Genomic DNA, 22,293 nt, shown 5'->3' with positions numbered 1-22,293 from the left:
GCTAATCAGCAAAATTGCTGAAAACATTGTCAATATATCTAAAAATCAAGGGAGATGTTTAAATTATCTCCCTTGAATCAATCAATTAGTTACCAAATTTTTGTTGGATTGTTTCTTTGATCAATGTTACAGCATCATTAGCAGCTGTTTTAGCATCTTTCTTACCGCTTACAGCGTCAAAGAGCATTGTTTTAGCTGGGTCCCAAACTGTTGACATTTGAGAGATGTTTGGCATTGGTTGAGCGTTCTTGAACTGTTTGATAACAGCTGTAGTCAACTCATCGTTTTTACCTTCAGCGTAAGCGCGAGCTTCAGTGTTCGCTGGGATTTCGTTAGTAGCATCGTAGAATGCTTTTTGTTGGTCAGTTGAAACAAGGAAGTCTACAAATTTTTGAGCGCCTTCAAGGTTTTTAGTGCTTGATGGGATGATCCAAGCTTTACCACCACCAAAGGCTGCGTAGTTTTTGCCGTTTGGAAGAGTTGGGATAGTTGCAACACCGTAGTTTACTTTAGCATCTTTGAATGCTTGAGCTTTCCAAGGACCATCGATGATAGCAGCTGTTTTACCTTCTTGGAATTGAGTTTGGATCAAGTTTCCAGCACCTTCAGTATCTTGCATACCTTTAGGCCATTTTTCGTACCAAGTCTTAGCGTATTCGATACCTGCGATAGCACCATCGTTAGCAAGACCGATATCTTTAGGATTTTTACCGTTGTCACCAAATACGTAAGCACCGTTACCTGCAAGAAGTCCGTATGCGTAGTAGAAGTTAGTCCAGTCAGCTAGGAAAGCAGTTGTTTTTCCGTCTTCACCAGCGAAAGCGTATTTGCTATCTTTAGCAAGGTTTTCTAAGTCAGCAAATGTTTTTGGAGCTTCTTTAATCAAATCTTTGTTGTAGTACATAACAAGTGATTCGATAACGGCTGGAGCACCGTAAACTTTACCGCCCACAGTTACAAGAGATTTAGTAGTGTCGTCAGTTTTAGCACCATCGCTCAAAGTAACTTCTGAAAGTTGTCCGTCAGTACCAAGGCTACCTACACGGTCGTATGGCGCCATCATGACATCAGCAGCTTTACCTGATTGGTTATCAAGTGAAAGATTGTCAAGTCCACCTAATTGGTCACCAGTTTTAATAGTAACTTTTACACCAGATTCTTTTTCGTAAGCTTTTGCAGCTGATTCAGCGAAGGCTTTATATTGATCTTCAACGTAGAAAGTAATTTCTTGACTTCCTGATGCAGATGAATCAGCAGCTTTATCTGCAGTTTTACTTCCGCAAGCTACCAAAAGCAAGCTAGCAAGAGTAGCAGTACCAAGTACAGCTGCGCTCTTCATGAATTTAGTTGACATAGTGTATTCCTCCTAAAGAATAACAAATTTTAATTTCGAGGAAACGCAAACGTTTTCCCTTATGACCATAGTATAGCACAAACAGAAAACGGTTGCAAGCGTTTTTTTAAAAAATTTTTAAAAAGCTTAAAATTAAGAGAAACCGAAAACTGTCGATATAATAAGAAGAAAAAGTAAATAATTAAGAAAAACTTGTTCGGAAATGGACAAATGGAAACGATTGCGCAATTTTTTTGAAAAAAATATCAAGATAAGAGAAGAGGATATAGTAAATTTCATTTTTAATTATATAAATAAATCAAAAAAAGTTTTCTAAAAACGCTTGCATTTCTTTTTGAAATGGGTTATACTTTAAGTAGCGCAAACGTTTGCGCAAAAATTGAAGTAATTAACAATATAAACACTTGAGGTGCTAATATGAAAAAACGTCAAAGCGGTGTGTTGATGCACATCTCATCACTTCCAGGAGCATACGGAATCGGATCATTTGGTCAAAGCGCCTATGATTTCGTTGACTTCTTGGTTCGTACTAAGCAACGCTACTGGCAAATCCTTCCTTTGGGAACAACAAGCTACGGAGACTCTCCTTACCAATCATTCTCAGCCTTTGCTGGAAACACTCATTTTATCGACTTTGATATTTTGGTAGAGCAAGGTTTGTTGGAAACAAGTGATCTTGAAGGTGTGGACTTTGGTAGCAACCCAACTGAAGTTGACTACGCTAAAATCTACTATGCACGTCGTCCACTTTTAGAGAAAGCTGTCAAACGTTTCCTTGAAGTTGGAGATGTCAAAGACTTCGAAAAATTTGCTCAAGAAAATCAATCATGGCTTGAACTCTTTGCTGAGTATATGGCTATCAAAGAGCATTTTGACAATCTTGCTTGGACTGAATGGCCAGATGCTGATGCTCGTGCTCGCAAAGCTTCAACCCTTGAAAGCTACCGTGAGAAATTAGCAGACAAGCTTGTTTACCACCGCGTAACTCAATATCTCTTCTTCCAACAATGGTTGAAATTGAAAGCATACGCCAACGATAACCACATTGAAATCGTTGGAGACATGCCTATCTATGTGGCTGAGGACTCAAGCGATATGTGGGCAAATCCACACCTCTTTAAAACAGATGAAAACGGAAAAGCAACACACATTGCAGGATGCCCACCAGATGAGTTTTCTGCAGATGGTCAACTTTGGGGTAACCCAATCTATGACTGGGAAGCAATGGACAAAGATGGCTACAAATGGTGGATTGAACGCTTGCGTGAAAGCTTTAAAATCTACGATATCGTTCGTATCGACCACTTCCGTGGATTTGAGTCTTACTGGGAAATCCCTGCGGGTTCTGAAACAGCGGCACCTGGTAAGTGGGTAAAAGGGCCTGACTACAAACTCTTTGCAGCGGTTAAAGAGGAACTTGGTGACTTGAACATCATCGCAGAAGACCTTGGATTTATGACTGATGAAGTTATCGAGCTTCGTGAGCGTACTGGATTCCCAGGAATGAAAGTTCTTCAATTTGCCTTCAACCCAGAGCACGAAAGCATCGACAGTCCACACTTGGCACCTGCTAACTCAGTTATGTACACGGGAACACACGATAACAACACTGTTCTTGGTTGGTATCGCAATGAAATCGACGATCCAACTCGTGAGTACATGGCACGTTATACAAACCGCAAGGAATATGAAACAGTAGTACATGCTATGCTTCGTACAGCTTTCGCATCAGTAAGCTTTATGACTATCGCTACTATGCAAGATTTGCTAGAGTTGGATGGTTCAGCTCGTATGAACTTCCCATCTACTCTTGGTGGAAACTGGTCATGGCGTATGACAGAGGAACAATTGACTCCTGCTGTCGAAGAAACTTTGCTTGACTTGACTACAATTTATCGCCGAATCAATGAAAATTTGGTAGAATTAAAGAAATAAGACATTATCAGGAGACACAAAAATGTTACCATTAAAAGAATTTGTACAAAATCGTTACAATAAATCTATCGCAGAATGTAGTAACGAAGAGCTTTACCTTGCTCTTCTTAACTACAGCAAACTTGCTAGCAGCCAAAAACCAATCAACACTGGTAAGAAAAAAGTTTACTACATCTCAGCTGAGTTCTTGATTGGTAAACTCTTGTCAAACAACTTGATTAACCTTGGTCTTTATGACGAAGTTAAAAAAGAACTTGCTGATGCAGGTAAAGAGTTGATCGAAATCGAAGAAGTAGAATTGGAACCATCACTTGGTAATGGTGGTTTGGGACGTTTGGCAGCCTGCTTTATCGACTCAATCGCTACACTTGGTTTGAACGGTGACGGTGTTGGTTTGAACTACCACTTCGGTCTTTTCCAACAAGTTCTTAAAAACAACCAACAAGAAACAATTCCTAACGCTTGGTTGACTGACCAAAACTGGTTGGTTCGTTCAAGCCGTAGCTACCAAGTGCCATTTGCACACTTTACATTGACATCTACTCTTTACGATATCGATGTACCTGGTTACAAAACAGCTACAAAAAACCGTTTGCGTTTGTTTGACTTGGATTCAGTTGATTCATCTATCATTGAAGATGGCATTAACTTTGATAAGACAGACATCGCTCGCAACTTAACTCTTTTCCTTTACCCAGACGATAGCGATAAACAAGGTGAATTGCTCCGTATCTTCCAACAATACTTCATGGTTTCAAACGGTGCACAATTGATCATCGATGAAGCAATCGAAAAAGGAAGCAACTTGCACGACCTTGCTGACTACGCAGTTGTACAAATCAACGATACTCACCCATCAATGGTTATTCCTGAATTGATCCGTCTTTTGACTGAACGTGGTATCGAACTTGACGAAGCAATCTCTATCGTTCGTAGCATGACTGCCTACACTAACCACACAATCCTTGCTGAAGCCCTTGAAAAATGGCCTCTTGAATTCTTGGAAGAAGTGGTTCCTCACTTGGTACCAATCATCAAAGAATTGGACCGTCGTGTTAAAGCAGAATACAAAGACCCATCTGTTCAAATCATCGATGAGAGCGGACGTGTTCACATGGCTCACATGGATATCCACTACGGATACAGCGTAAACGGGGTTGCAGCTCTTCACACTGAAATCTTGAAGAACTCAGAGTTGAAAGCTTTCTACGACATCTACCCAGAAAAATTCAACAACAAAACAAACGGTATCACATTCCGTCGTTGGCTCATGCATGCTAACCCAAGCTTGTCTCACTACTTGGATGAGATTCTTGGACGCGAATGGCACCATGAAGCTTCTAAATTGGAAGACCTTCTTTCATACGAAGATAAGGCTGCTGTCAAAGAAAAATTGGAAAGCATTAAAGCTCACAACAAACGTAAATTGGCTCGTCACTTGAAAGAGCACCAAGGTGTGGAAATCAATACAAACTCTATCTTTGATATCCAAATCAAACGTCTTCACGAGTACAAACGTCAACAAATGAACGCTTTGTATGTGATCCACAAATATCTTGACATCAAGGCTGGTAACATCCCTGCTCGTCCAATCACAGTATTCTTTGGTGGTAAAGCAGCTCCTGCCTACACTATCGCTCAAGACATCATCCACTTGATCCTTTGCTTGTCAGAAGTAATTGCCAACGACCCAGCAGTAGCTCCACACTTGCAAGTTGTTATGGTTGAAAACTACAACGTTACTGCAGCAAGCTTCTTGATCCCAGCATGTGACATCTCAGAACAAATCTCACTTGCTTCTAAAGAAGCTTCAGGTACTGGTAACATGAAATTCATGTTGAACGGAGCTTTGACTCTTGGTACTATGGACGGGGCTAACGTTGAAATCGCTGAATTGGTTGGCGACGAAAACATCTACATCTTCGGTGAAGATTCAGAAACTGTTATCGACCTTTACGCGAAATCAGCATACAAATCAAGCGAATTCTACGCACGTGAAGCTATTAAACCATTGGTTGACTTCATCGTGAGCGACGCTGTTCTTGCAGTTGGTAAGAAAGAACGCTTGGAACGTCTTTACAACGAATTGATCAACAAAGACTGGTTCATGACTCTCCTTGACTTGGAAGACTACATCAAAGTCAAAGAGCAAATGCTTGCTGACTACGAAGACCGTGACGCATGGTTAGATAAAGTCATCGTCAACATTGCTAAAGCAGGATTCTTCTCATCTGACCGTACAATCGCTCAGTATAATGAAGATATCTGGCACTTGAACTAAGATTCTTTGTAACAGATTATAAAACAAAAACGCATCTTAAATAGATGCGTTTTTTTGTATTTAGACTAGTTTATAGTGCTTTCCCAACCAGAATCTCTGCTTCGATAGTAATCTCTGTCAGTTGATTCCAGTCAATCTTGCTTTGGTCAACGTGGAAGAGCAGGGGAGTCATGCTGAGTAAGGCTTGGCGTTGTTCTGCTGTAATGGGCTTGGTCAGGGAAGCGATTTGACTAGACTGGATGCTAAAATGTTCCTGGAAATGTTCTTTGATATCTTGGTTAGAATAATCTTTCTTTGTCAATTGTTCCTGTACCATTTGGCGGATTTCCTTGAGATGGTTTTCAGTAGGAATAACCTTGATTAAGATGCCGTCCTTGGATAAGACACGATGAAATTCTCCATAGTTGGCAGGTGAAAAGATATCAAGCGAGATATCCATGCTGGAATCTTTTATAGGAAGGCGAGCTAGGTCACCGACAAACCAGTTGACTACCCAGTTGGGTTCACTCTTGGTAGCGATTTGGACTGAGTCTTTCGAGATATCAAAAGAATAGAAGGTCTTGTCAGGATGGGCTTCTTGGAGTTTACGAGAGTAGAAGCCTTCGCCACAGCCAATGTCCAAGATGGTTTTTGCGGATGGGTTAGTGGTTAGTATGCCCGAGATACCTTCTAAGATAGCCTGATAAAAGCCAGCTTCTAGGATTTGCTGGCGATTTTGAAAGTTTTCCTTGTCGTAGTTGGCGGATTGCTTGATTTGAGGAGCCAGATTGACATAGCCAAATTTTGCCAAGTCAAAAGAATGACGATTATCACACTTGAGACTGTTTTCTACCAAGGTTAGATTTTCTTGGCAGATAGGGCAGGCAAAGGCACTAGCAGAAGCAAAGCGCTGGAGTTTGGGTTTGAGGTTTGTATTCATAGTTTTAGTCTAGCAAAAAAAGAACTGGATGGCAAATGCATCCAGTTTGTTTTTTAGTATGTTAGAACAAAGTATTTCTTCTTACCACGGCGGATAACGGTGAGTTCGTCCTCTAACTTATCTGCGTCACTCAAGACATAGTCAAGGTCTTGGATGCGGTCGCCGTTGATATAGATAGCTCCATTTTGAACATCTTCACGGGCTTGACGTTTTGAGTTAACCACACCGGAAGATACGAGAAGTTCTACGATATTGTGGTTTTCGTCTGCTTGTACTTGGTAGTTTGGAACACCACGTAGTCCTTGTTTGAGTTCTTTGACAGAAAGGTTTTTGATATTTCCAGCAAAGAGTTGTTCAGTGATGTTAAGAGCTTCTTTATAAGCTTCTTCTCCGTGGACAAGTGTTACGACTTCACGAGCTAGGACTTTTTGAGCCAAACGTTCGTGTGGCGCCGCTTCAAATTGTTTGCGGATGTCTTCGATCTCGTCAAGTGACAAGAAAGTAAAGATTTTCAAGAAGCGAACAGCGTCAGCGTCCATGACATTCATCCAGAATTGGTACATTTCGTATGGAGAAGTCTTTTCAGGGTTGAGCCAAACAGCATTTCCTTCAGATTTACCAAATTTCTTACCAGTTGCGTCTGTAATGAGTGGAACAGTGATAACGTGACCAGTCTTGTCAGCCTTACGACGAAGCAATTCTGTACCAGCAGTCATATTTCCCCATTGGTCAGAACCACCGATTTGAAGAGTGACATTGTGCTCTTGGTTAAGGACAAAGAAGTCGTACCCCTGCATGATTTGGTAGGCAAACTCAGTGTAAGAAATCCCTGTTTCAATACGTTTCTTCACAGACTCCTTGCTCATCATGTAGTTGACAGTGAAGTATTTTCCGATATCACGGAGGAAGTCAATGAAGCTGATGCTGCCAAACCAGTCGTAGTTGTTGACCATGACAGCTTTATTTTCCCCATTTTCAAAATCAAGAAAGCGAGAAAGTTGTCCTTGGATAGACTTGACCCAGCCATCTACTGTGTCTTTTGTTTGGAGACTACGTTCAGCATCTTTGAAGGACGGATCTCCGATGAGACCTGTAGCACCGCCAACGAGCGCATAAGGTTTGTGACCTGCTAGCTGCAAACGACGACTTGTCAAGATAGCGACAAGGTGGCCTAGGTGAAGGCTGTCAGCAGTTGGATCGTAGCCAGTATAATAAGAAACTTGACCTTCTTCTAGGGCTTTACGCAAAGCTTCTTCATCAGTCGTTTGAAAAATCAAACCACGCTCTTTTAGCTCATCAAAAATGTGCATGTGTCTTTTCTCCTTTTTAAAATATTGTTTCTACCTATTTTACCACAAACTTAGTAAATAACCTAGTAAAATCGGGAAGAAAGTTGCTACTCGGACTTTTTTGGAAACGAGTGAAATATGGTATAATAGCACTAGCTTATACTCAATGAAAATCAAAGAGCAAACGAGGAAGCTAGCCGAAGGTTGCTCAAAACACTGTTTTGAGGTTGTGGATAGAACTGACGAAGTCAGTAACACATATACGGCAAGGCGAGACTGACGTGGTTTGAAGAGATTTTTGAAGAGTATTATTTTCAGAAAAATAGATAAAAACAGTTAAGAAAGGGGCTGAAAGATGTCTCATATTATTGAATTGCCAGAAGTCTTGGCCAACCAGATTGCAGCAGGAGAAGTGATCGAACGTCCTGCCAGCGTAGTTAAAGAGTTGGTTGAAAATGCTATCGATGCTGGCTCTAGCCAGATTATTGTTGAGATCGAAGAAGCTGGTCTTAAGAAAATCCAAATCACCGATAATGGTCACGGGATTGCCCACGATGAAGTCGAGTTGGCTCTCCGCCGTCATGCGACCAGTAAGATTAAGAATCAAGCGGATCTCTTTCGGATTCGGACTCTTGGTTTTCGTGGTGAAGCTTTGCCTTCTATCGCATCTGTTAGTGTGCTGACTCTTTTGACAGCAGTGGATGGAGCAAGTCACGGGACTAAACTAGTGGCTCGTGGGGGAGAAGTTGAAGAAATCATCCCTGCGACCAGTCCTGTTGGGACTAAGGTTTGTGTGGAGGACCTCTTTTTCAACACACCGGCTCGTCTCAAGTATATGAAGAGCCAGCAGGCAGAGTTGTCTCATATCATTGATATTGTTAATCGTCTGGGGCTAGCCCATCCGGAGATTTCCTTTAGTTTGATTAGCGATGGCAAGGAGATGACACGAACAGCTGGTACGGGTCAACTGCGCCAGGCCATTGCTGGAATCTATGGTCTAGCCAGTGCCAAAAAGATGGTTGAGATTGAAAATTCTGACCTAGACTTTGAAATTTCAGGCTTTGTCTCATTGCCTGAATTGACACGGGCTAATCGCAACTATATCAGTCTCTTTATCAATGGCCGTTATATCAAAAACTTCCTGCTCAATCGAGCTATTTTAGATGGTTACGGTAGCAAGCTTATGGTGGGGCGTTTTCCGCTAGCTGTTATTCACATCCATATCGATCCTTATCTAGCAGATGTTAATGTGCACCCGACCAAGCAAGAGGTGCGGATTTCCAAGGAAAGAGAGCTGATGGCGCTAGTTTCAGAAGCTATCGCAAAGAGTCTCAAGGAACAGACCTTGATTCCGGACGCCTTAGAAAATCTTGCCAAATCTACCGTTCGCAATCGTGAAAAAGTAGAGCAAACGACTTTGCCCCTGAGAGAAAATACGCTTTACTATGAAAAAACAGAAGTATCTAGACCGACTCAAGCTGAGGTAGCAGACCATCAGGTGAACCTGACTGAAGAGAAACAGGATTTGAATCTGTTTGCTAAGGAAACCCTAGACCAGATGACCAAGTCGGCCAAACTACATTTTGCAGAGAGAAAACCTGCTAGCTACGACCAACTGGACCATCCAGAGTTAGATCTTGCTAGTCTGGATAAGGCTTATGATAAGTTGGAGCGGGAAGAGTCCTCGAGCTTCCCAGAGTTGGAATTTTTCGGGCAAATGCACGGGACCTACCTCTTTGCCCAAGGTCGAGATGGTCTCTACATCATAGATCAACACGCAGCTCAGGAACGGGTTAAGTATGAGGAGTACCGTGAGAGCATTGGCAATGTGGACCAGAGCCAGCAGCAACTCCTAGTGCCTTATATCTTTGAATTTCCTGCAGATGATGCCCTTCGTCTCAAGGAAAGAATGTATCTCTTAGAGGAAGTTGGTGTCTTTCTATCAGAGTATGGAGAGAATCAATTTATCCTACGGGAACATCCGATTTGGATGGCAGAAGAGGAAATCGAGTCTGGTATCTATGAGATGTGTGATATGCTCCTTTTGACTAAGGAAGTTTCGATCAAGAAATACCGAGCAGAGCTGGCGATTATGATGTCCTGCAAGCGTTCCATCAAGGCCAATCATCGTATCGATGATCACTCAGCTAGACAACTCCTCTATCAGCTCTCTCAATGTGACAACCCATACAACTGTCCGCACGGACGTCCTGTTTTGGTTCACTTTACCAAGTCAGACATGGAAAAGATGTTCCGTCGCATTCAGGAAAATCACACTAGCCTACGAGAACTAGGTAAATACTAATACTCTTCGAAAATCTCTCTAAACCTCGTCAGCTTTACCTTGACTAACTAAAGTTATGCCTACGGTTAACTTCCTAGTTTAGATTTGATTTTCATTGAGTATAAATTGAAGGGAAAATTATGTACGAATATCTAAAGGGTATTATTACCAAAATTACTGCTAAATACATCGTTCTAGAAGTTAACGGTATCGGCTACATTCTGCATGTAGCTAACCCTTATGCTTACTCAGGACAAGTCAATCAAGAAGCGCAAATCTATGTGCATCAAGTTGTCCGCGAAGATGCTCATCTGCTTTACGGCTTTCGTTCAGAAGACGAGAAAAAGCTCTTTCTCAGCTTGATTTCGGTCTCTGGCATTGGCCCTGTTTCTGCTCTGGCTATCATTGCAGCTGATGACAATGCTGGCCTCGTCCAAGCTATCGAGACCAAGAACATTACCTACTTGACCAAGTTTCCGAAGATTGGCAAAAAAACAGCCCAACAGATGGTTCTGGACCTAGAAGGTAAGGTGGTTGTGGCAGGAGATGATCTCCCTGCTAAGACTACAGCTCCATCTAGCAGTGACAACCAAGAACTGGAAGAGGCTATGGAAGCCATGTTGGCACTGGGCTACAAGGCAACAGAGCTCAAGAAAATTAAGAAATTCTTTGAAGGAACGACAGATACAGCAGAGAATTATATCAAGTCGGCCCTTAAGATGTTGGTGAAATAGGAGATTTCTATGCCAGAACGCTGTGGCTGGGTTAAAATGAACAACCCTCTGTATGTAGCCTACCACGATGAAGAGTGGGGGCAACCTCTCCATGATGACCAAGCTCTTTTTGAGTTGCTTTGCATGGAAACCTATCAGGCTGGACTATCTTGGGAAACGGTGCTCAATAAACGACAAGCCTTTCGGGAAGCTTTTCATGACTATCAAGTTCAAGATGTTGCGGACATGACTGATGAAGAATTGGAAGCTTTGATGAATAATCCAGCTATCATCCGCAATCGTGCTAAGATTTTTGCCACCCGAGCAAACGCCCAGGCCTTTTTACAAGTGCAGGCACACTATGGCTCTTTTGATGCTTATCTCTGGTCTTTTGTAGATGGAAAAACCATCGTTAATGATATCCCGGACTACAGTCAAGCGCCAGCTAAAACGCCTTTGTCTGAAAAATTATCCAAAGATCTCAAAAAACGAGGCTTTAAGTTTACTGGACCAGTTGCGGTCTTGTCTTTTCTACAGGCTGCAGGTCTGGTTGATGACCATGAGAATGATTGTGAATGGAAAGGAAATTAAATGATGTCTAACAAAAATAAGGGAATTCTGATTTTTGCAATTCTCTATACAGTTCTCTTTGTGTTTGATGGTGCTAAATTACTGTCTTATTTGATGCCATCTGCCATTGCGAATTATCTAAAATATCTAGTCTATGTAGTATTAGCTCTATATGGCTCTTTCTTGTGCAAGGATAGATTGATCCAACAATGGAATGAGATTAGAAAGACTAAAAAAAAATTCTTCTTTGGGGTTTTAAAAGGCTGGCTCTTTTTCATTCTGATGACTGCTATCTTTGAATTTGTATCAGAGATGTTGAAGCAGTTTTTGGGGCTAGTCGGACAAGGTTTAAACCAGTCGAATCTTCAAAGCAACTTTCAAGACCAACCTCTACTGATAGCAGTTTTCGCCTGCATCATTGGACCTTTGGTGGAAGAACTCTTATTCCGTCAAATACTATTGAGAAATTTGAGAAAAAGTCTACCAACTTGGCTGAGTATTTCTTTAGTTGGAGTTGCTTTTGCCCTGATCCATATGCACAGTTTGGATTTATCCGAGTGGATCAATGCAATTTATTACTTGGGTGGCGGCTTTGCCTTTTCTATTATTTATGTGAAAGAAAAGGAGAATATTTACTATCCCCTACTTGTTCACATGTTAGGGAACAGCCTCAACTTTATCATTTTAGTTATCAGTAGTATGTGATGAAAATGCTAGTAACGATACTGAAAAAAGCTGAGATTTCTATCTCAGCTTTCTTTGTTATAGTCAAAGCGAATGACTTGCTCCGTTGCATCTACATACGCGTGGACTCCAAAGGGGACAATAGCTCTTGGAGTTGCATGACCAACATTTAGATTATAGACAATCGGGATATTGCTATCAATAATATCCAATAGTGCCTCTTTATAGTCGTCATAGAAAGTTTCATCCATAGGTTTCCCGACCAAGAGTCCTCTGATGACCTCGAATATACCAGTTTCCTTTAAAGTCCGCAACATCTTTTTGAAGTCGTCAAGTTCAGGCTTTTCTTCACTTGTTTCTAGCAAGAGGATTTTTCCTTCCCAGTCTGACAAGTCAGGGAAGAGTTTGTACTTTTGGCAGAGCTCCGTGCTGTCTGCGTATCGAGAGTTGTCAAAGATATCATAGAGAGATTCAAGACAACCGCCGAGAATTTCTCCCTCAAACTGAGCACTTCCTTGCAACAAGTCAAAACCTGTATTGCATAACTGACACGAGCTGTTCCCAGAGCCTTGGGACTAAAATCAGTCCGTTCCTCATACCAAACGTCGCTAGGGCGGATTTCTGAGATTCTACCAGTCTCAATCAATTCTTTAAAGTAGTGAAAGCTATAGGGCAACATCTCCTTGTCTAACTCACAAATATCTGCTAAAAAGGATTGGCCGTAAAAAGTCTTGATTCCTAGTTTATGCAACATGAGATGGTTCATGGTTGTATCTGAGAAGCCAAGAAAAATCTTTTGTTTGATAACTTTTTCTAGTTGGCCATTTTCAAAAAGGTAGGGCAGCAAACGATAGGTATCATCTCCACCGATGGCGCATAGGATCATGTCTATGCTATCATCAGAAAAGGCCTGCATCAAATCCTCCGCACGCACTTCAGGATGGTCCTTGATAAAGTCTAAGCCTTTTAGTGAATGAGGTAAAAAGATAGGATTGAGTCCGAGGCCCTTGAGACGTTGGACACCCAAGTCGACTTCGTGTTTGACAAAGTCTTCTCCGATAATGCCACTAGACAAACTAACAATACCAATAGTAGAAACCATATCTCATCCTCCTAGAAATAAATTGATGCTATTGTATCACAAAAGAAGAGGGGAAACAACAAGAATTAGAATCAGAAAAAGGCTTTTAGATCACGAAAGTAAGCAAAAAAGCAACCGCTCGATGTGGTTACTTTTTATAGTAGTTGCATTCTTATAGAGCAGTAAGGAAGGTCAGTCCGCCAAGGATAACCCCAGCCGAGTTTGGAATGATTAGAATCCAATCTTTTTTAGGCTCTTTTGTCCATCCATAAATGACCCAGATTAAGCAAGAGACTGCTGCTGATAAAGGTTGGAAAGGTTGAGCTTTATTTCCTTGTAAATTGGCAAAAATTTGAGGGATGTAGGCTATAAATACAATAATCCCGATAAAGGCACCAATTGAACCAACAATTTGATTAATTCTCTGTTTAGTCATATATATTTCTCCTTTATTGTTTATCTTAATATCTAGCTGGACCTGCACTTGCGCTCTTGATGTTGAAACGTTTTTTGAGGTAGAAACGTAGAGCAAGAAGTGCTCCACCGATTACCAACAAAACAAGTGGTGGGAGGCTGATGTTGATGGCTTGTGGAAGGAAGTTACTCAAGAAGAGGATGAAGACCCAAGCAAACATAGTCGCTAACATAACCAAAAGTGATTTCCAGAATGGAGGGCGTTGGCTACGGTCAGTATCTGGTCCGTAGTAGCGGTAGATGAAGTGATAGAGAAGGTAAAAGGCAACTCCACCAAAGGCTCCTACACTGATAAGTGTTACCAAGCCGTAGGCAACGGGTTGGTTTGAGAAGAAGCTCATCAAGGCACTAACTACTGCAAACAGTCCTGTAATGAAAAGGGCTGAATCCAACATCATCAATTTTGGATCGTCATTTTCCTTTGGATGTTCTTTTTCGTATTGTTCTTTTTCGCTAAAGCTGTGAGCCCAGTGAGTTGGTGCACCGTAAATTGAGCGAGCGGTCACACCTTTTGGTTGTTCTTCTAGGATATGAGGAATGGCCTCTTCAAGAATAGCCTTGATTTCAGCGTCAGTTTTTCCATCTTTTAGAAATTGTTGGGTTGCAATGTGGATAAATTCTTGGTTTTTCTTGGTTAATTCTTTTAAATCAATCTGTGACATAATAACTCCTGTTTAGAACCATTTTTTATGGATGAGGTAAAGAGTGAGAGAGACACTCATAGCAAAGGCGATAAAGACGATGAGCCAGAAAGCATGCGGTTCTCCGTTTAAAGGAATTTCATTATCCTTAAAGTTCATTCCGTAGGCTGAGAAAATCATGGTCGGGATGGACATAACGATGGTCACGAGGGCCAAGGTTTTCATGATATTGTTCTGGTTGTTTGAAATGATAGAAGCGAAGGTCTCTGTCATAGAGTGAAGGACGTTTCCATAGATGTCCGCCATCTCGATGGCCTGTTGCGTTTCAATCAAGGTGTCTTCGAGAAGGTCTTCATCTTCAAGGTATTTCTTGATATTGCTGGTTGCGCTGGTCAATTTCTTAATCACGCGCTCGTTAGTCTTCAGAGAAGCCTTGAAGTAGACGATGGTCTTTTCTAACTCCATGAGTTCAATCAATTCTTCGTTTCGAGTAGACTTGTGAAGTTGACTCTCAATCTGCTCACTCTTACGTTCAATCGAACGGAGGGCAGTTAGGTAAATCTCCGCATTGCGGTAGAGGATTTGGAAGATGAAGCGCGACCGCATGAAGGTATAGAAATTGCGAAGCCTACGATTGATAAAGATATCAAGAAGTGGTAGAGGCTCCAAACAGGTAGTGATGATAGCCTCTTCTGTGATGATAATCCCCAAGGGAATAGTCACGTAGTAGGTCTGGTTATTTCTTTCCTCTGTGATTGGGACGTCTACGATGATCAAGGTGTATTCATCTTCGATGGTGATACGAGACATCTCTTCCGCATCGAGCGGTGCACGGAGGTCAGCGATATCAATATCAAAGGCCGAGGCGATTTCCATCGATTCGCTTTGAGTAGGATTGACGAGATTGATCCAAGTGCCCGGCTGGAGCGTATCAATCTCTTTAAATTCAGTTGTAGTTGAGAGAAAGACTTGTTTCATATCTCCTATCCTTTCCTAATCTAATCCGCGTTTCAGTGATTTTTGACACCGTACTATTATACTACAAATTCGGCTTTTTTGGTAATAGAATTTCACTTTTTTTGGTATAATGGAAAGCAACAATGGACTAGAAAGAAGTAATATGCAAGATAAGATTGTCATCCATGGGGCACGCGCCCATAATTTAAAAAATATAGATGTGGAAATTCCGCGTGACAAGCTAGTTGTGGTGACGGGGCTGTCAGGTTCGGGGAAGTCTAGTTTGGCCTTTGATACCCTTTATGCAGAAGGGCAACGTCGCTACGTTGAAAGTCTGTCAGCCTATGCTCGTCAGTTCTTGGGCAATATGGAAAAGCCAGATGTGGATTCTATCGATGGTCTCAGCCCTGCCATTTCCATTGACCAGAAAACGACCAGTAAAAATCCTCGTTCGACGGTTGGGACAACGACGGAAATCAACGATTATCTACGCCTTCTCTATGCACGTGTAGGAACACCCTACTGTATCAATGGGCATGGGGCTATCAAGGCTTCGTCTGTAGAGCAGATTGTGGATAAGGTTTTGGAATTGCCAGAACGCCAGCGTCTGCAGATTTTGGCTCCTGTTATTCGTAAGAAAAAAGGGCAACACAAGACGCTGATTGAAAAGATTCAAAAGGATGGTTACGTCCGTGTCCGTGTCGATGGAGTTGTTTACGATGTGACCGAAGTTCCTGAACTTGAAAAGAATAAACAACACAACATTGACGTGGTGGTAGACCGTATCATCATCAAGGATGGTATCCGTAGTCGTCTTTTTGATTCGATTGAAGCAGCTCTCCGTATCGCTGAAGGTTATGTCGTTATTGATACTATGGATGATTCAGAGTTGCTCTTTTCAGAACACTATGCTTGTCCAGTATGTGGATTTACGGTTCCAGAGTTAGAACCTCGTCTCTTCTCCTTCAATGCACCCTTTGGCTCCTGTAGTGAGTGTGATGGTTTGGGAATCAAGCTAGAGGTTGATACGGATTTAGTTGTACCAGATGCTAGCAAGACTCTTCGCGAGGGAGCCTTAGCGCCTTGGAATCCAATCTCTTCTAACTATTATCCAAATATGCTGGAACAAGCCATGACAGCTTTTGGAGTGGATATGGATATGCCTTTTGAGGAGTTGTCTGAGGAGAATAAACATCTCATTTTCTATGGTTCAGATGGGAAAGAATTCCATTTCCACTATGAAAATGAATTCGGCGGAGTTCGTGATATCGATATTCCATTTGAAGGAGTGATTGGTAATATCAAGCGTCGCTATCATGAAACCAATAGCGACTACACTCGTACACAGATGCGTCTCTATATGAACGAGCTGACTTGTGGCACTTGTCATGGTTACCGTCTCAATGACCAGGCCTTATCTGTTCGTGTAGGGGGAGAGAAAGGACTCCATATCGGAGAAATTTCAGACCTCTCCATTGCAGACCATTTGGAGGTCATTGATCAACTAACCCTATCTGAAAATGAGGCTATCATTGCTCGTCCGATTCTTAAGGAAATCAAGGATCGCTTGACCTTCCTCAATAACGTGGGCCTTAACTATCTGACGCTTTCTCGTTCAGCAGGAACCTTATCAGGAGGGGAGAGTCAACGTATTCGTTTGGCGACTCAGATTGGTTCCAATCTCTCAGGAGTTCTCTATATCCTTGATGAGCCGTCCATCGGTCTTCACCAGAGGGACAATGATCGCCTGATTGCCAGTCTGAAAAAGATGCGTGACTTGGGGAACACCTTGATCGTCGTGGAACACGATGAAGATACTATGCGAGAAGCTGATTATCTGATTGACGTTGGCCCTGGTGCAGGTGTCTTTGGTGGAGAAATTGTTGCGGCGGGAACGCCTAAGCAGGTGGCTCGCAACAGCCAGTCCATTACCGGTCAGTATCTGTCAGGGAAACGCGCGATTCCAGTGCCGTCAGAACGCCGTGTAGGCAATGGTCGCTTTATCGAAGTGACAGGTGCGCGTGAGAACAACTTGCAAAATATCACCGCTCGCTTCCCGCTCGGGAAATTCATTGCAGTAACAGGGGTATCTGGTTCAGGGAAGTCGACCCTCATTAACAGCATCCTCAAAAAAGCTATTGCACAAAAGCTCAATCGCAATTCAGACAAACCTGGTAAGTTTAAATCCATTACAGGAATCGAGCATATCGACCGTCTGATAGATATTGACCAGAGTCCAATCGGACGAACACCGAGATCCAATCCTGCTACCTATACAGGTGTCTTTGATGATATTCGGGACCTCTTTGCCCAGACAAATGAAGCCAAGATTCGTGGCTACAAGAAGGGGCGTTTCAGTTTCAATGTCAAGGGTGGGCGCTGTGAGGCCTGCTCGGGTGACGGGATTATCAAGATTGAGATGCACTTCTTGCCAGATGTATACGTAGCTTGTGAAGTCTGTCATGGGACTCGTTACAATAGTGAAACCCTGGAAGTCCACTACAAGGAAAAGAATATCTCGCAAGTCTTGGATATGACGGTCAACGATGCAGTAGAATTTTTCCAACACATTCCGAAAATTCAACGCAAACTCCAGACCATCAAAGATGTTGGTCTAGGATATGTGACTTTGGGACAACCAGCTACGACACTCTCTGGTGGAGAAGCCCAGCGTATGAAGCTGGCTAGTGAACTCCACAAGCGTTCGACAGGTAAGTCTTTCTATATTTTAGATGAACCGACAACTGGGTTGCATACTGAGGACATCGCTCGCCTACTCACCGTTTTGTCCCGCTTTGTCGATGATGGAAATACAGTTCTCGTCATTGAGCACAATCTAGATGTTATCAAAACAGCAGACCATATCATCGACCTAGGTCCAGAAGGTGGTGTCGGTGGCGGAACTATTATCGCAACAGGAACACCAGAGGAAGTAGCTACCAATGAAGCTAGCTATACAGGACAGTATTTGAAAGGAAAGTTACATCATGAATAAACGTGTGCAAGCATTTTTAGATAAAATGCAAGAAAAAGAACTAGATGGAATCATTATCAATAACCTTAAAAATGTCTACTATTTGACAGGATTTTGGGGTTCAAATGGAACGGTCTTTATCAGTCGTGACCGTCAAGTCTTGGTGACAGATGCCCGCTATATTATCGCTGCCAAGCAAGAAGTTACTGGCTTTGAGATTTTTGCAGAACGTGATGAGTTGGCAACTATCGCAAAGATTGCAAAAGATATGGGCCTTTCTCGTATCGGTTTTGAAGATGAGATTTCAGTTTCTTATTACCATCGCATGCAAACCGCCTTTGAAGGTTTAGAACTAGTTCCACAGACACAGTTTGTTGAAGCCCTTCGTATGATTAAGGATGAGACAGAGATTGCGACTATTCGTAAGGCTTGTTCCATCTCAGACCAAGCTTTCCACGATGCTCTTGACTTTATCAAGCCAGGTAAGACAGAGATTGAAATTGCCAACTTCCTGGACTTCCGTATGCGTGAATTAGGCGCTGCTGGTTTGTCTTTTGACACGATTCTAGCGAGTGGGATCAACTCTTCTAAACCTCACGCCCACCCAATGCACAAGCCAGTAGAACTAGGCGAAGCAATCACCATGGACTTCGGTTGCCTTTATGACCACTATGTCAGTGATATGACACGTACCATCTATCTAGGCCATGTCAGTGATGAACAAGCAGAAATCTACAACACTGTTTTGAAGGCTAACCAAGCTCTGATTGACCAAGCTAAGGATGGCTTAGGTTTCCGTGATTTTGATAAAATCCCTCGTGATATTATTGTAGAAGCAGGCTATGGCGAATACTTTACACACGGTATCGGGCATGGTATCGGACTTGATATCCACGAAGAACCTTACTTTAGCCAAACTTCCAAAGAAGTTATTAAATCTGGAATGGTCTTGACTGATGAACCTGGTATTTATATTGAAGGTAAATACGGTGTTCGTATCGAAGATGATATCTTGATTACAGATACAGGTTGTGAGTTATTAACCCTTGCTCCAAAAGAATTAATCGTAATCTAAGAAAATTGAGATAAATCGTTGACTTTTACTAGTTAAAGGTTTATACTGAAAGGCGAAAACGGTAGGTGAGGCTACCATAGGGATACGGATGACTACCGCAAAGCAGTGGAGACACTACTCGTTGGTCAACAGTCCTGGTCGCGAAGGTCAAGACTAAGCTCATTACATCGCCCTATGGAGTTAAAGCTTGAACGAAAACAGACAATAAGTTTTTTAGTCCTGCCATTTTATGGCAGGACTTTCTGCTGTTTTAAAACAAAGAAAGGAGACAAACGATGCAAATTGACGATCATCCAGAACCGCACATACACAGCCAATCGCTGATTTGTGTCGTTCTGTCCTTATAAAGTGATTGGTCCCTGTGTATGAAATCACTATTCATACAGATAGGAGAAACCAATGAAAACTACAAAAGAAAGATTAGCAGCAGCTATTCAAACTCCATTCAAAGAAAGTCTAGCTTTTTACCATACAAGTCTAAAAGGCTTAGATTCAGAACAAGTCGAAGAAAACCGTGACCTATATGGTGAAAACACCATCACAAAGGGTCAAGAGGATTCCATCTTTAAAAAGATTTATGAGTCCATTATCAATCCTTTCACAATCATTTTGCTTGTGATTGCCTTTATCTCTCTCGTTACAAACGTCTGGCTTGCCAAACCCGGTCAAGAGGATCCAACGACTTCTATCATTATCGTTGTCTTGGTTTTGATTTCAGGAGGTATTCGTTTTGTCCAAGAATTGCGGAGCGACAAGGCAACAACCAATCTTTCAAAAATGATTGTCAATACAGCAACTGTTATTCGTGATGGTCTTGAACAAGAGTTACCCATCGATGAGTTGGTTGTGGGAGATCTCGTGAAATTGAGCGCTGGAGATATGATTCCAGCAGATGTCATCTTATTTGAATCACGCGACTTTTTCGTTCAACAGTCAGGTTTGACTGGAGAAAGTGATGCAGTCGAAAAACTGGCTTTAAATAAAGCTACTAATCAAAATGTAGAGAGTCTTTTAGAAGCAGAATCTTTAGCATTTATGGGGACAAATGTTATCTCAGGAAGTGCGACAGCTATGATTCTAGCTGTTGGTGATGACACCATGATGGGAGCTATTGAACAGACTCTCAACACCTACGATGAACCAACTTCTTTTGAACGTGAAATGAACAGTATTTCTTGGCTCTTAATCCGCTTGATGCTTGTCATGGTTCCAATCGTGTTTTTCGCAAATGGGTTGACTGATGGAGACTGGCTAGAGGCTGGAGTCTTTGCCTTGAGTGTTGGTGTCGGACTTACACCAGAAATGCTGCCAATGATTATTACAGCTAGCTTAGCCAAAGGTTCCATTATCATGGCCAAGGAAAAGGTGGTTATCAAAAAACTTAATGCTATCCAGGACTTAGGAGCAATCGATATCCTATGTACGGACAAAACTGGAACTTTAACGCAGGATGAGATTGTCTTAGAATACCCTTTGGATATCCACGGTGATTTGGATATGGCGGTCTTAAGAAGAGCTTATCTAAATTCACATTTTCAAACCGGTTTGAAAAACTTGATGGACCGTGCCATTATCAGTAGAACTGAAAAAGAAGCTAAAGAACACGCTATTCTACAAAATTTGGATACTAGCTTCCAAAAAATCGACGAACTTCCATTTGACTTTGAACGTAGACGCATGAGTGTCATCGTCAAAGACGATACCAATGTCGTTAGTATGGTTACCAAAGGCGCTTTAGAAGAAATGTTGAACATTTCGACACACGTGGAGTACCGCGGAGAGATCATTCCCCTAACCGAAGACATTCGCCAAGAAGTACTAGCAGAAGTAGGGCAATTAAACCGTCAAGGTTTGCGTGTCTTAGGTGTTGGGTACAAGTCAGGTCTACGTGAAGACTATGCCTATGCTGTGACGGATGAAAGTGACATGATCCTTACAGGTTACCTTGCCTTTTTAGACCCACCAAAACCATCTGCAGCACCCGCTATTCAAGCTCTACTTGAGCATGGTGTCAAAACAAAGATTTTAACTGGGGATAACGAAAAAGTAACCCAAGCCATTTGTGAAAAGGTTGGTTTGGATGTTGAACACATCCTTTTGGGAGCTGAGATCGACCAAATGACAGACCAAGAATTGGCAGATGTTGTTGAAAAAGTAACAGTCTTTGCTAAATTGTCTCCTGACCAAAAAGCGCGTATCATTCTACAGTTAAAGAGAAATGGTCACGGTGTTGGTTATATGGGAGATGGTATTAACGATGCCCCATCCATGAAGGTGGCGGATGTTGGTATTTCTGTGGATACAGCAGTTGATATCGCCAAGGAAACTGCGGATGTTATTTTGCTAGACAAGGATCTCATGGTCCTTGAAACTGGTATCGTTGAGGGTCGCAAGGTCTACGCCAACATGACCAAGTACATCAAGATGACCGTTAGTTCAAACTTTGGGAATATCTTCTCACTCCTTGTTGCGAGTATCTTCTTGCCATTTTTACCAATGGCTCCTGTTCATCTCATTGTCCTAAATCTAGTCTATGATTTGTCTTGTGTGGCATTGCCATTTGATAATGTGGATCAAGACTTCCTCAAACAACCCCATACATGGGAAGCAAAATCCATTACGCGATTTATGGTTTGGATGGGTCCAATCTCATCTGTCTTTGATATTTTGACCTTTATCTTCCTCTACTTTATCATTGTTCCTTTGGTGACAGGTCATCATTATGTTCATGGATCAGAATCTGCCCTTCAGTTTATTATCTTGTTCCAAACAGGCTGGTTCATCGAATCTATGTGGTCTCAAACCATGGTTATCCATATGCTTCGTACCGCAAAAGTTCCTTTTGTACAAAGCAGACCAGCTTGGCTTGTGATTTTTACAACTTTGGTTGCGGCTTTCTTCGTAACTAGTTTACCTTATGGACCACTAGTAAATATCCTTCGTTTAGCTCCATTGGGACTTCCATACTTCTTGTTCTTGGTCGGTATTATTTTCTTGTACATGTTTAGCGTTACCGTTATTAAGAAGTTTTACATTAAGAAGTACAGAGAGTGGTTATAGTT

General features: G+C 42.0%; 15 protein-coding genes, 1 pseudogene and 1 riboswitch. Of the genes and pseudogenes, 9 read left to right on the top strand and 7 right to left on the bottom strand.

Features of this window, described 5'->3' with window-relative positions; genetic code table 11:
• Nucleotides 1-85: 85 nt before the first annotated feature.
• Complete coding sequence (locus ACWPVF_RS08445; RefSeq protein ID WP_414308107.1) at nt 86-1,354, bottom strand: extracellular solute-binding protein; 1,269 nt, start codon at nt 1,352-1,354, stop codon at nt 86-88.
• 417 nt (nt 1,355-1,771) lie between these two features.
• Between ACWPVF_RS08445 and malQ the strand changes: the two genes are divergently transcribed.
• The gene (gene malQ / locus ACWPVF_RS08440) at nt 1,772-3,289 is read left to right on the top strand and encodes a 4-alpha-glucanotransferase (protein ID WP_414308106.1); all 1,518 of its coding nucleotides are present in this window, start codon (nt 1,772-1,774) and stop codon (nt 3,287-3,289) included.
• Between the two features lie 22 nt (nt 3,290-3,311).
• Complete coding sequence (gene glgP / locus ACWPVF_RS08435) at nt 3,312-5,570, top strand: glycogen/starch/alpha-glucan family phosphorylase (RefSeq protein WP_414308105.1); 2,259 nt, start codon at nt 3,312-3,314, stop codon at nt 5,568-5,570.
• A 70-nt stretch (nt 5,571-5,640) separates the two neighbouring features.
• Here glgP and ACWPVF_RS08430 read toward each other — a convergent pair whose 3' ends face one another.
• Nucleotides 5,641-6,489, bottom strand: coding sequence for a putative RNA methyltransferase (locus ACWPVF_RS08430; RefSeq protein ID WP_454385654.1), 849 nt, complete (start codon nt 6,487-6,489; stop codon nt 5,641-5,643).
• Between the two features lie 53 nt (nt 6,490-6,542).
• Nucleotides 6,543-7,799 (bottom strand): tyrosine--tRNA ligase, encoded by a 1,257-nt coding sequence (tyrS, locus tag ACWPVF_RS08425; protein ID WP_178894448.1) that lies wholly within the window; start codon nt 7,797-7,799, stop codon nt 6,543-6,545.
• A 334-nt stretch (nt 7,800-8,133) separates the two neighbouring features.
• On the opposite strand from tyrS, the gene mutL reads away from it, so the two are divergent.
• The 4 genes from mutL (at nt 8,134) to ACWPVF_RS08405 (ending at nt 12,050) form a co-directional block, all read left to right on the top strand.
• Entirely contained in the window at nt 8,134-10,083 is a 1,950-nt protein-coding gene (gene mutL / locus ACWPVF_RS08420; RefSeq protein WP_454385651.1) for a DNA mismatch repair endonuclease MutL, read from the top strand.
• Nucleotides 10,084-10,202: 119 nt separating this feature from the next.
• Entirely contained in the window at nt 10,203-10,796 is a 594-nt protein-coding gene (gene ruvA / locus ACWPVF_RS08415) for a Holliday junction branch migration protein RuvA (protein WP_061863682.1), read from the top strand.
• Nucleotides 10,797-10,805: 9 nt separating this feature from the next.
• Nucleotides 10,806-11,366 carry a DNA-3-methyladenine glycosylase I gene (locus ACWPVF_RS08410; protein ID WP_454385649.1) on the top strand — a complete coding sequence of 187 codons (561 nt, stop codon included), beginning with the start codon at nt 10,806-10,808 and terminating at the stop codon, nt 11,364-11,366.
• Nucleotides 11,367-12,050 carry a CPBP family intramembrane glutamic endopeptidase gene (locus ACWPVF_RS08405; RefSeq protein ID WP_454385647.1) on the top strand — a complete coding sequence of 228 codons (684 nt, stop codon included), beginning with the start codon at nt 11,367-11,369 and terminating at the stop codon, nt 12,048-12,050. It abuts the gene before it with no gap.
• 44 nt (nt 12,051-12,094) lie between these two features.
• Here ACWPVF_RS08405 and ACWPVF_RS08400 read toward each other — a convergent pair.
• From ACWPVF_RS08400 to ACWPVF_RS08385, 4 genes and pseudogenes are all read right to left on the bottom strand, one after another.
• Nucleotides 12,095-13,131 (bottom strand): annotated as a pseudogene (locus tag ACWPVF_RS08400) (S66 family peptidase).
• 151 nt (nt 13,132-13,282) lie between these two features.
• A complete protein-coding gene (locus ACWPVF_RS08395; protein ID WP_004250486.1) occupies nt 13,283-13,546 on the bottom strand; it encodes a SemiSWEET family transporter in 264 nt (87 codons plus the stop codon).
• 25 nt (nt 13,547-13,571) lie between these two features.
• Nucleotides 13,572-14,246 (bottom strand): DUF1129 domain-containing protein, encoded by a 675-nt coding sequence (locus ACWPVF_RS08390; protein ID WP_454385645.1) that lies wholly within the window; start codon nt 14,244-14,246, stop codon nt 13,572-13,574.
• A gap of 12 nt (nt 14,247-14,258) precedes the next feature.
• The gene (locus ACWPVF_RS08385) at nt 14,259-15,203 is read right to left on the bottom strand and encodes a magnesium transporter CorA family protein (RefSeq protein ID WP_006149653.1); all 945 of its coding nucleotides are present in this window, start codon (nt 15,201-15,203) and stop codon (nt 14,259-14,261) included.
• A 142-nt stretch (nt 15,204-15,345) separates the two neighbouring features.
• Here ACWPVF_RS08385 and uvrA point away from each other — a divergent pair, with 142 nt between their 5' ends.
• The 3 genes from uvrA to mgtA all read left to right on the top strand — a co-directional run bounded on the left by uvrA (nt 15,346) and on the right by mgtA (nt 22,291).
• Nucleotides 15,346-18,177 (top strand): excinuclease ABC subunit UvrA, encoded by a 2,832-nt coding sequence (gene uvrA, locus ACWPVF_RS08380; protein ID WP_454385643.1) that lies wholly within the window; start codon nt 15,346-15,348, stop codon nt 18,175-18,177.
• Nucleotides 18,170-19,231 (top strand): M24 family metallopeptidase, encoded by a 1,062-nt coding sequence (locus ACWPVF_RS08375; protein ID WP_045613868.1) that lies wholly within the window; start codon nt 18,170-18,172, stop codon nt 19,229-19,231. Before uvrA ends, ACWPVF_RS08375 begins: the two co-directional genes overlap by 8 nt.
• A 50-nt stretch (nt 19,232-19,281) precedes the next feature.
• Nucleotides 19,282-19,438: riboswitch (M-box (ykoK) riboswitch) on the top strand.
• 192 nt (nt 19,439-19,630) lie between these two features.
• Complete coding sequence (gene mgtA, locus ACWPVF_RS08370) at nt 19,631-22,291, top strand: magnesium-translocating P-type ATPase (protein WP_454385640.1); 2,661 nt, start codon at nt 19,631-19,633, stop codon at nt 22,289-22,291.
• The last annotated feature ends 2 nt before the right edge of the window (nt 22,292-22,293 follow it).

The sequence above is a fragment of the Streptococcus sp. Marseille-Q7087 genome (assembly GCF_965111935.1).
Note: the sequence above shows the minus strand (reverse complement) of the source record. Positions and strands in the feature narration are given on the sequence as shown.

Coding starts and splice junctions, on each gene's coding strand:
- ACWPVF_RS08445 (WP_414308107.1), bottom strand. CDS start 1,354: ATGTCAACTAAATTCATGAAGAGCGCAGCTGTACTTGGTACTGCTACT.
- malQ (WP_414308106.1), top strand. CDS start 1,772: ATGAAAAAACGTCAAAGCGGTGTGTTGATGCACATCTCATCACTTCCA.
- glgP (WP_414308105.1), top strand. CDS start 3,312: ATGTTACCATTAAAAGAATTTGTACAAAATCGTTACAATAAATCTATC.
- ACWPVF_RS08430 (WP_454385654.1), bottom strand. CDS start 6,489: ATGAATACAAACCTCAAACCCAAACTCCAGCGCTTTGCTTCTGCTAGT.
- tyrS (WP_178894448.1), bottom strand. CDS start 7,799: ATGCACATTTTTGATGAGCTAAAAGAGCGTGGTTTGATTTTTCAAACG.
- mutL (WP_454385651.1), top strand. CDS start 8,134: ATGTCTCATATTATTGAATTGCCAGAAGTCTTGGCCAACCAGATTGCA.
- ruvA (WP_061863682.1), top strand. CDS start 10,203: ATGTACGAATATCTAAAGGGTATTATTACCAAAATTACTGCTAAATAC.
- ACWPVF_RS08410 (WP_454385649.1), top strand. CDS start 10,806: ATGCCAGAACGCTGTGGCTGGGTTAAAATGAACAACCCTCTGTATGTA.
- ACWPVF_RS08405 (WP_454385647.1), top strand. CDS start 11,367: ATGATGTCTAACAAAAATAAGGGAATTCTGATTTTTGCAATTCTCTAT.
- ACWPVF_RS08395 (WP_004250486.1), bottom strand. CDS start 13,546: ATGACTAAACAGAGAATTAATCAAATTGTTGGTTCAATTGGTGCCTTT.
- ACWPVF_RS08390 (WP_454385645.1), bottom strand. CDS start 14,246: ATGTCACAGATTGATTTAAAAGAATTAACCAAGAAAAACCAAGAATTT.
- ACWPVF_RS08385 (WP_006149653.1), bottom strand. CDS start 15,203: ATGAAACAAGTCTTTCTCTCAACTACAACTGAATTTAAAGAGATTGAT.
- uvrA (WP_454385643.1), top strand. CDS start 15,346: ATGCAAGATAAGATTGTCATCCATGGGGCACGCGCCCATAATTTAAAA.
- ACWPVF_RS08375 (WP_045613868.1), top strand. CDS start 18,170: ATGAATAAACGTGTGCAAGCATTTTTAGATAAAATGCAAGAAAAAGAA.
- mgtA (WP_454385640.1), top strand. CDS start 19,631: ATGAAAACTACAAAAGAAAGATTAGCAGCAGCTATTCAAACTCCATTC.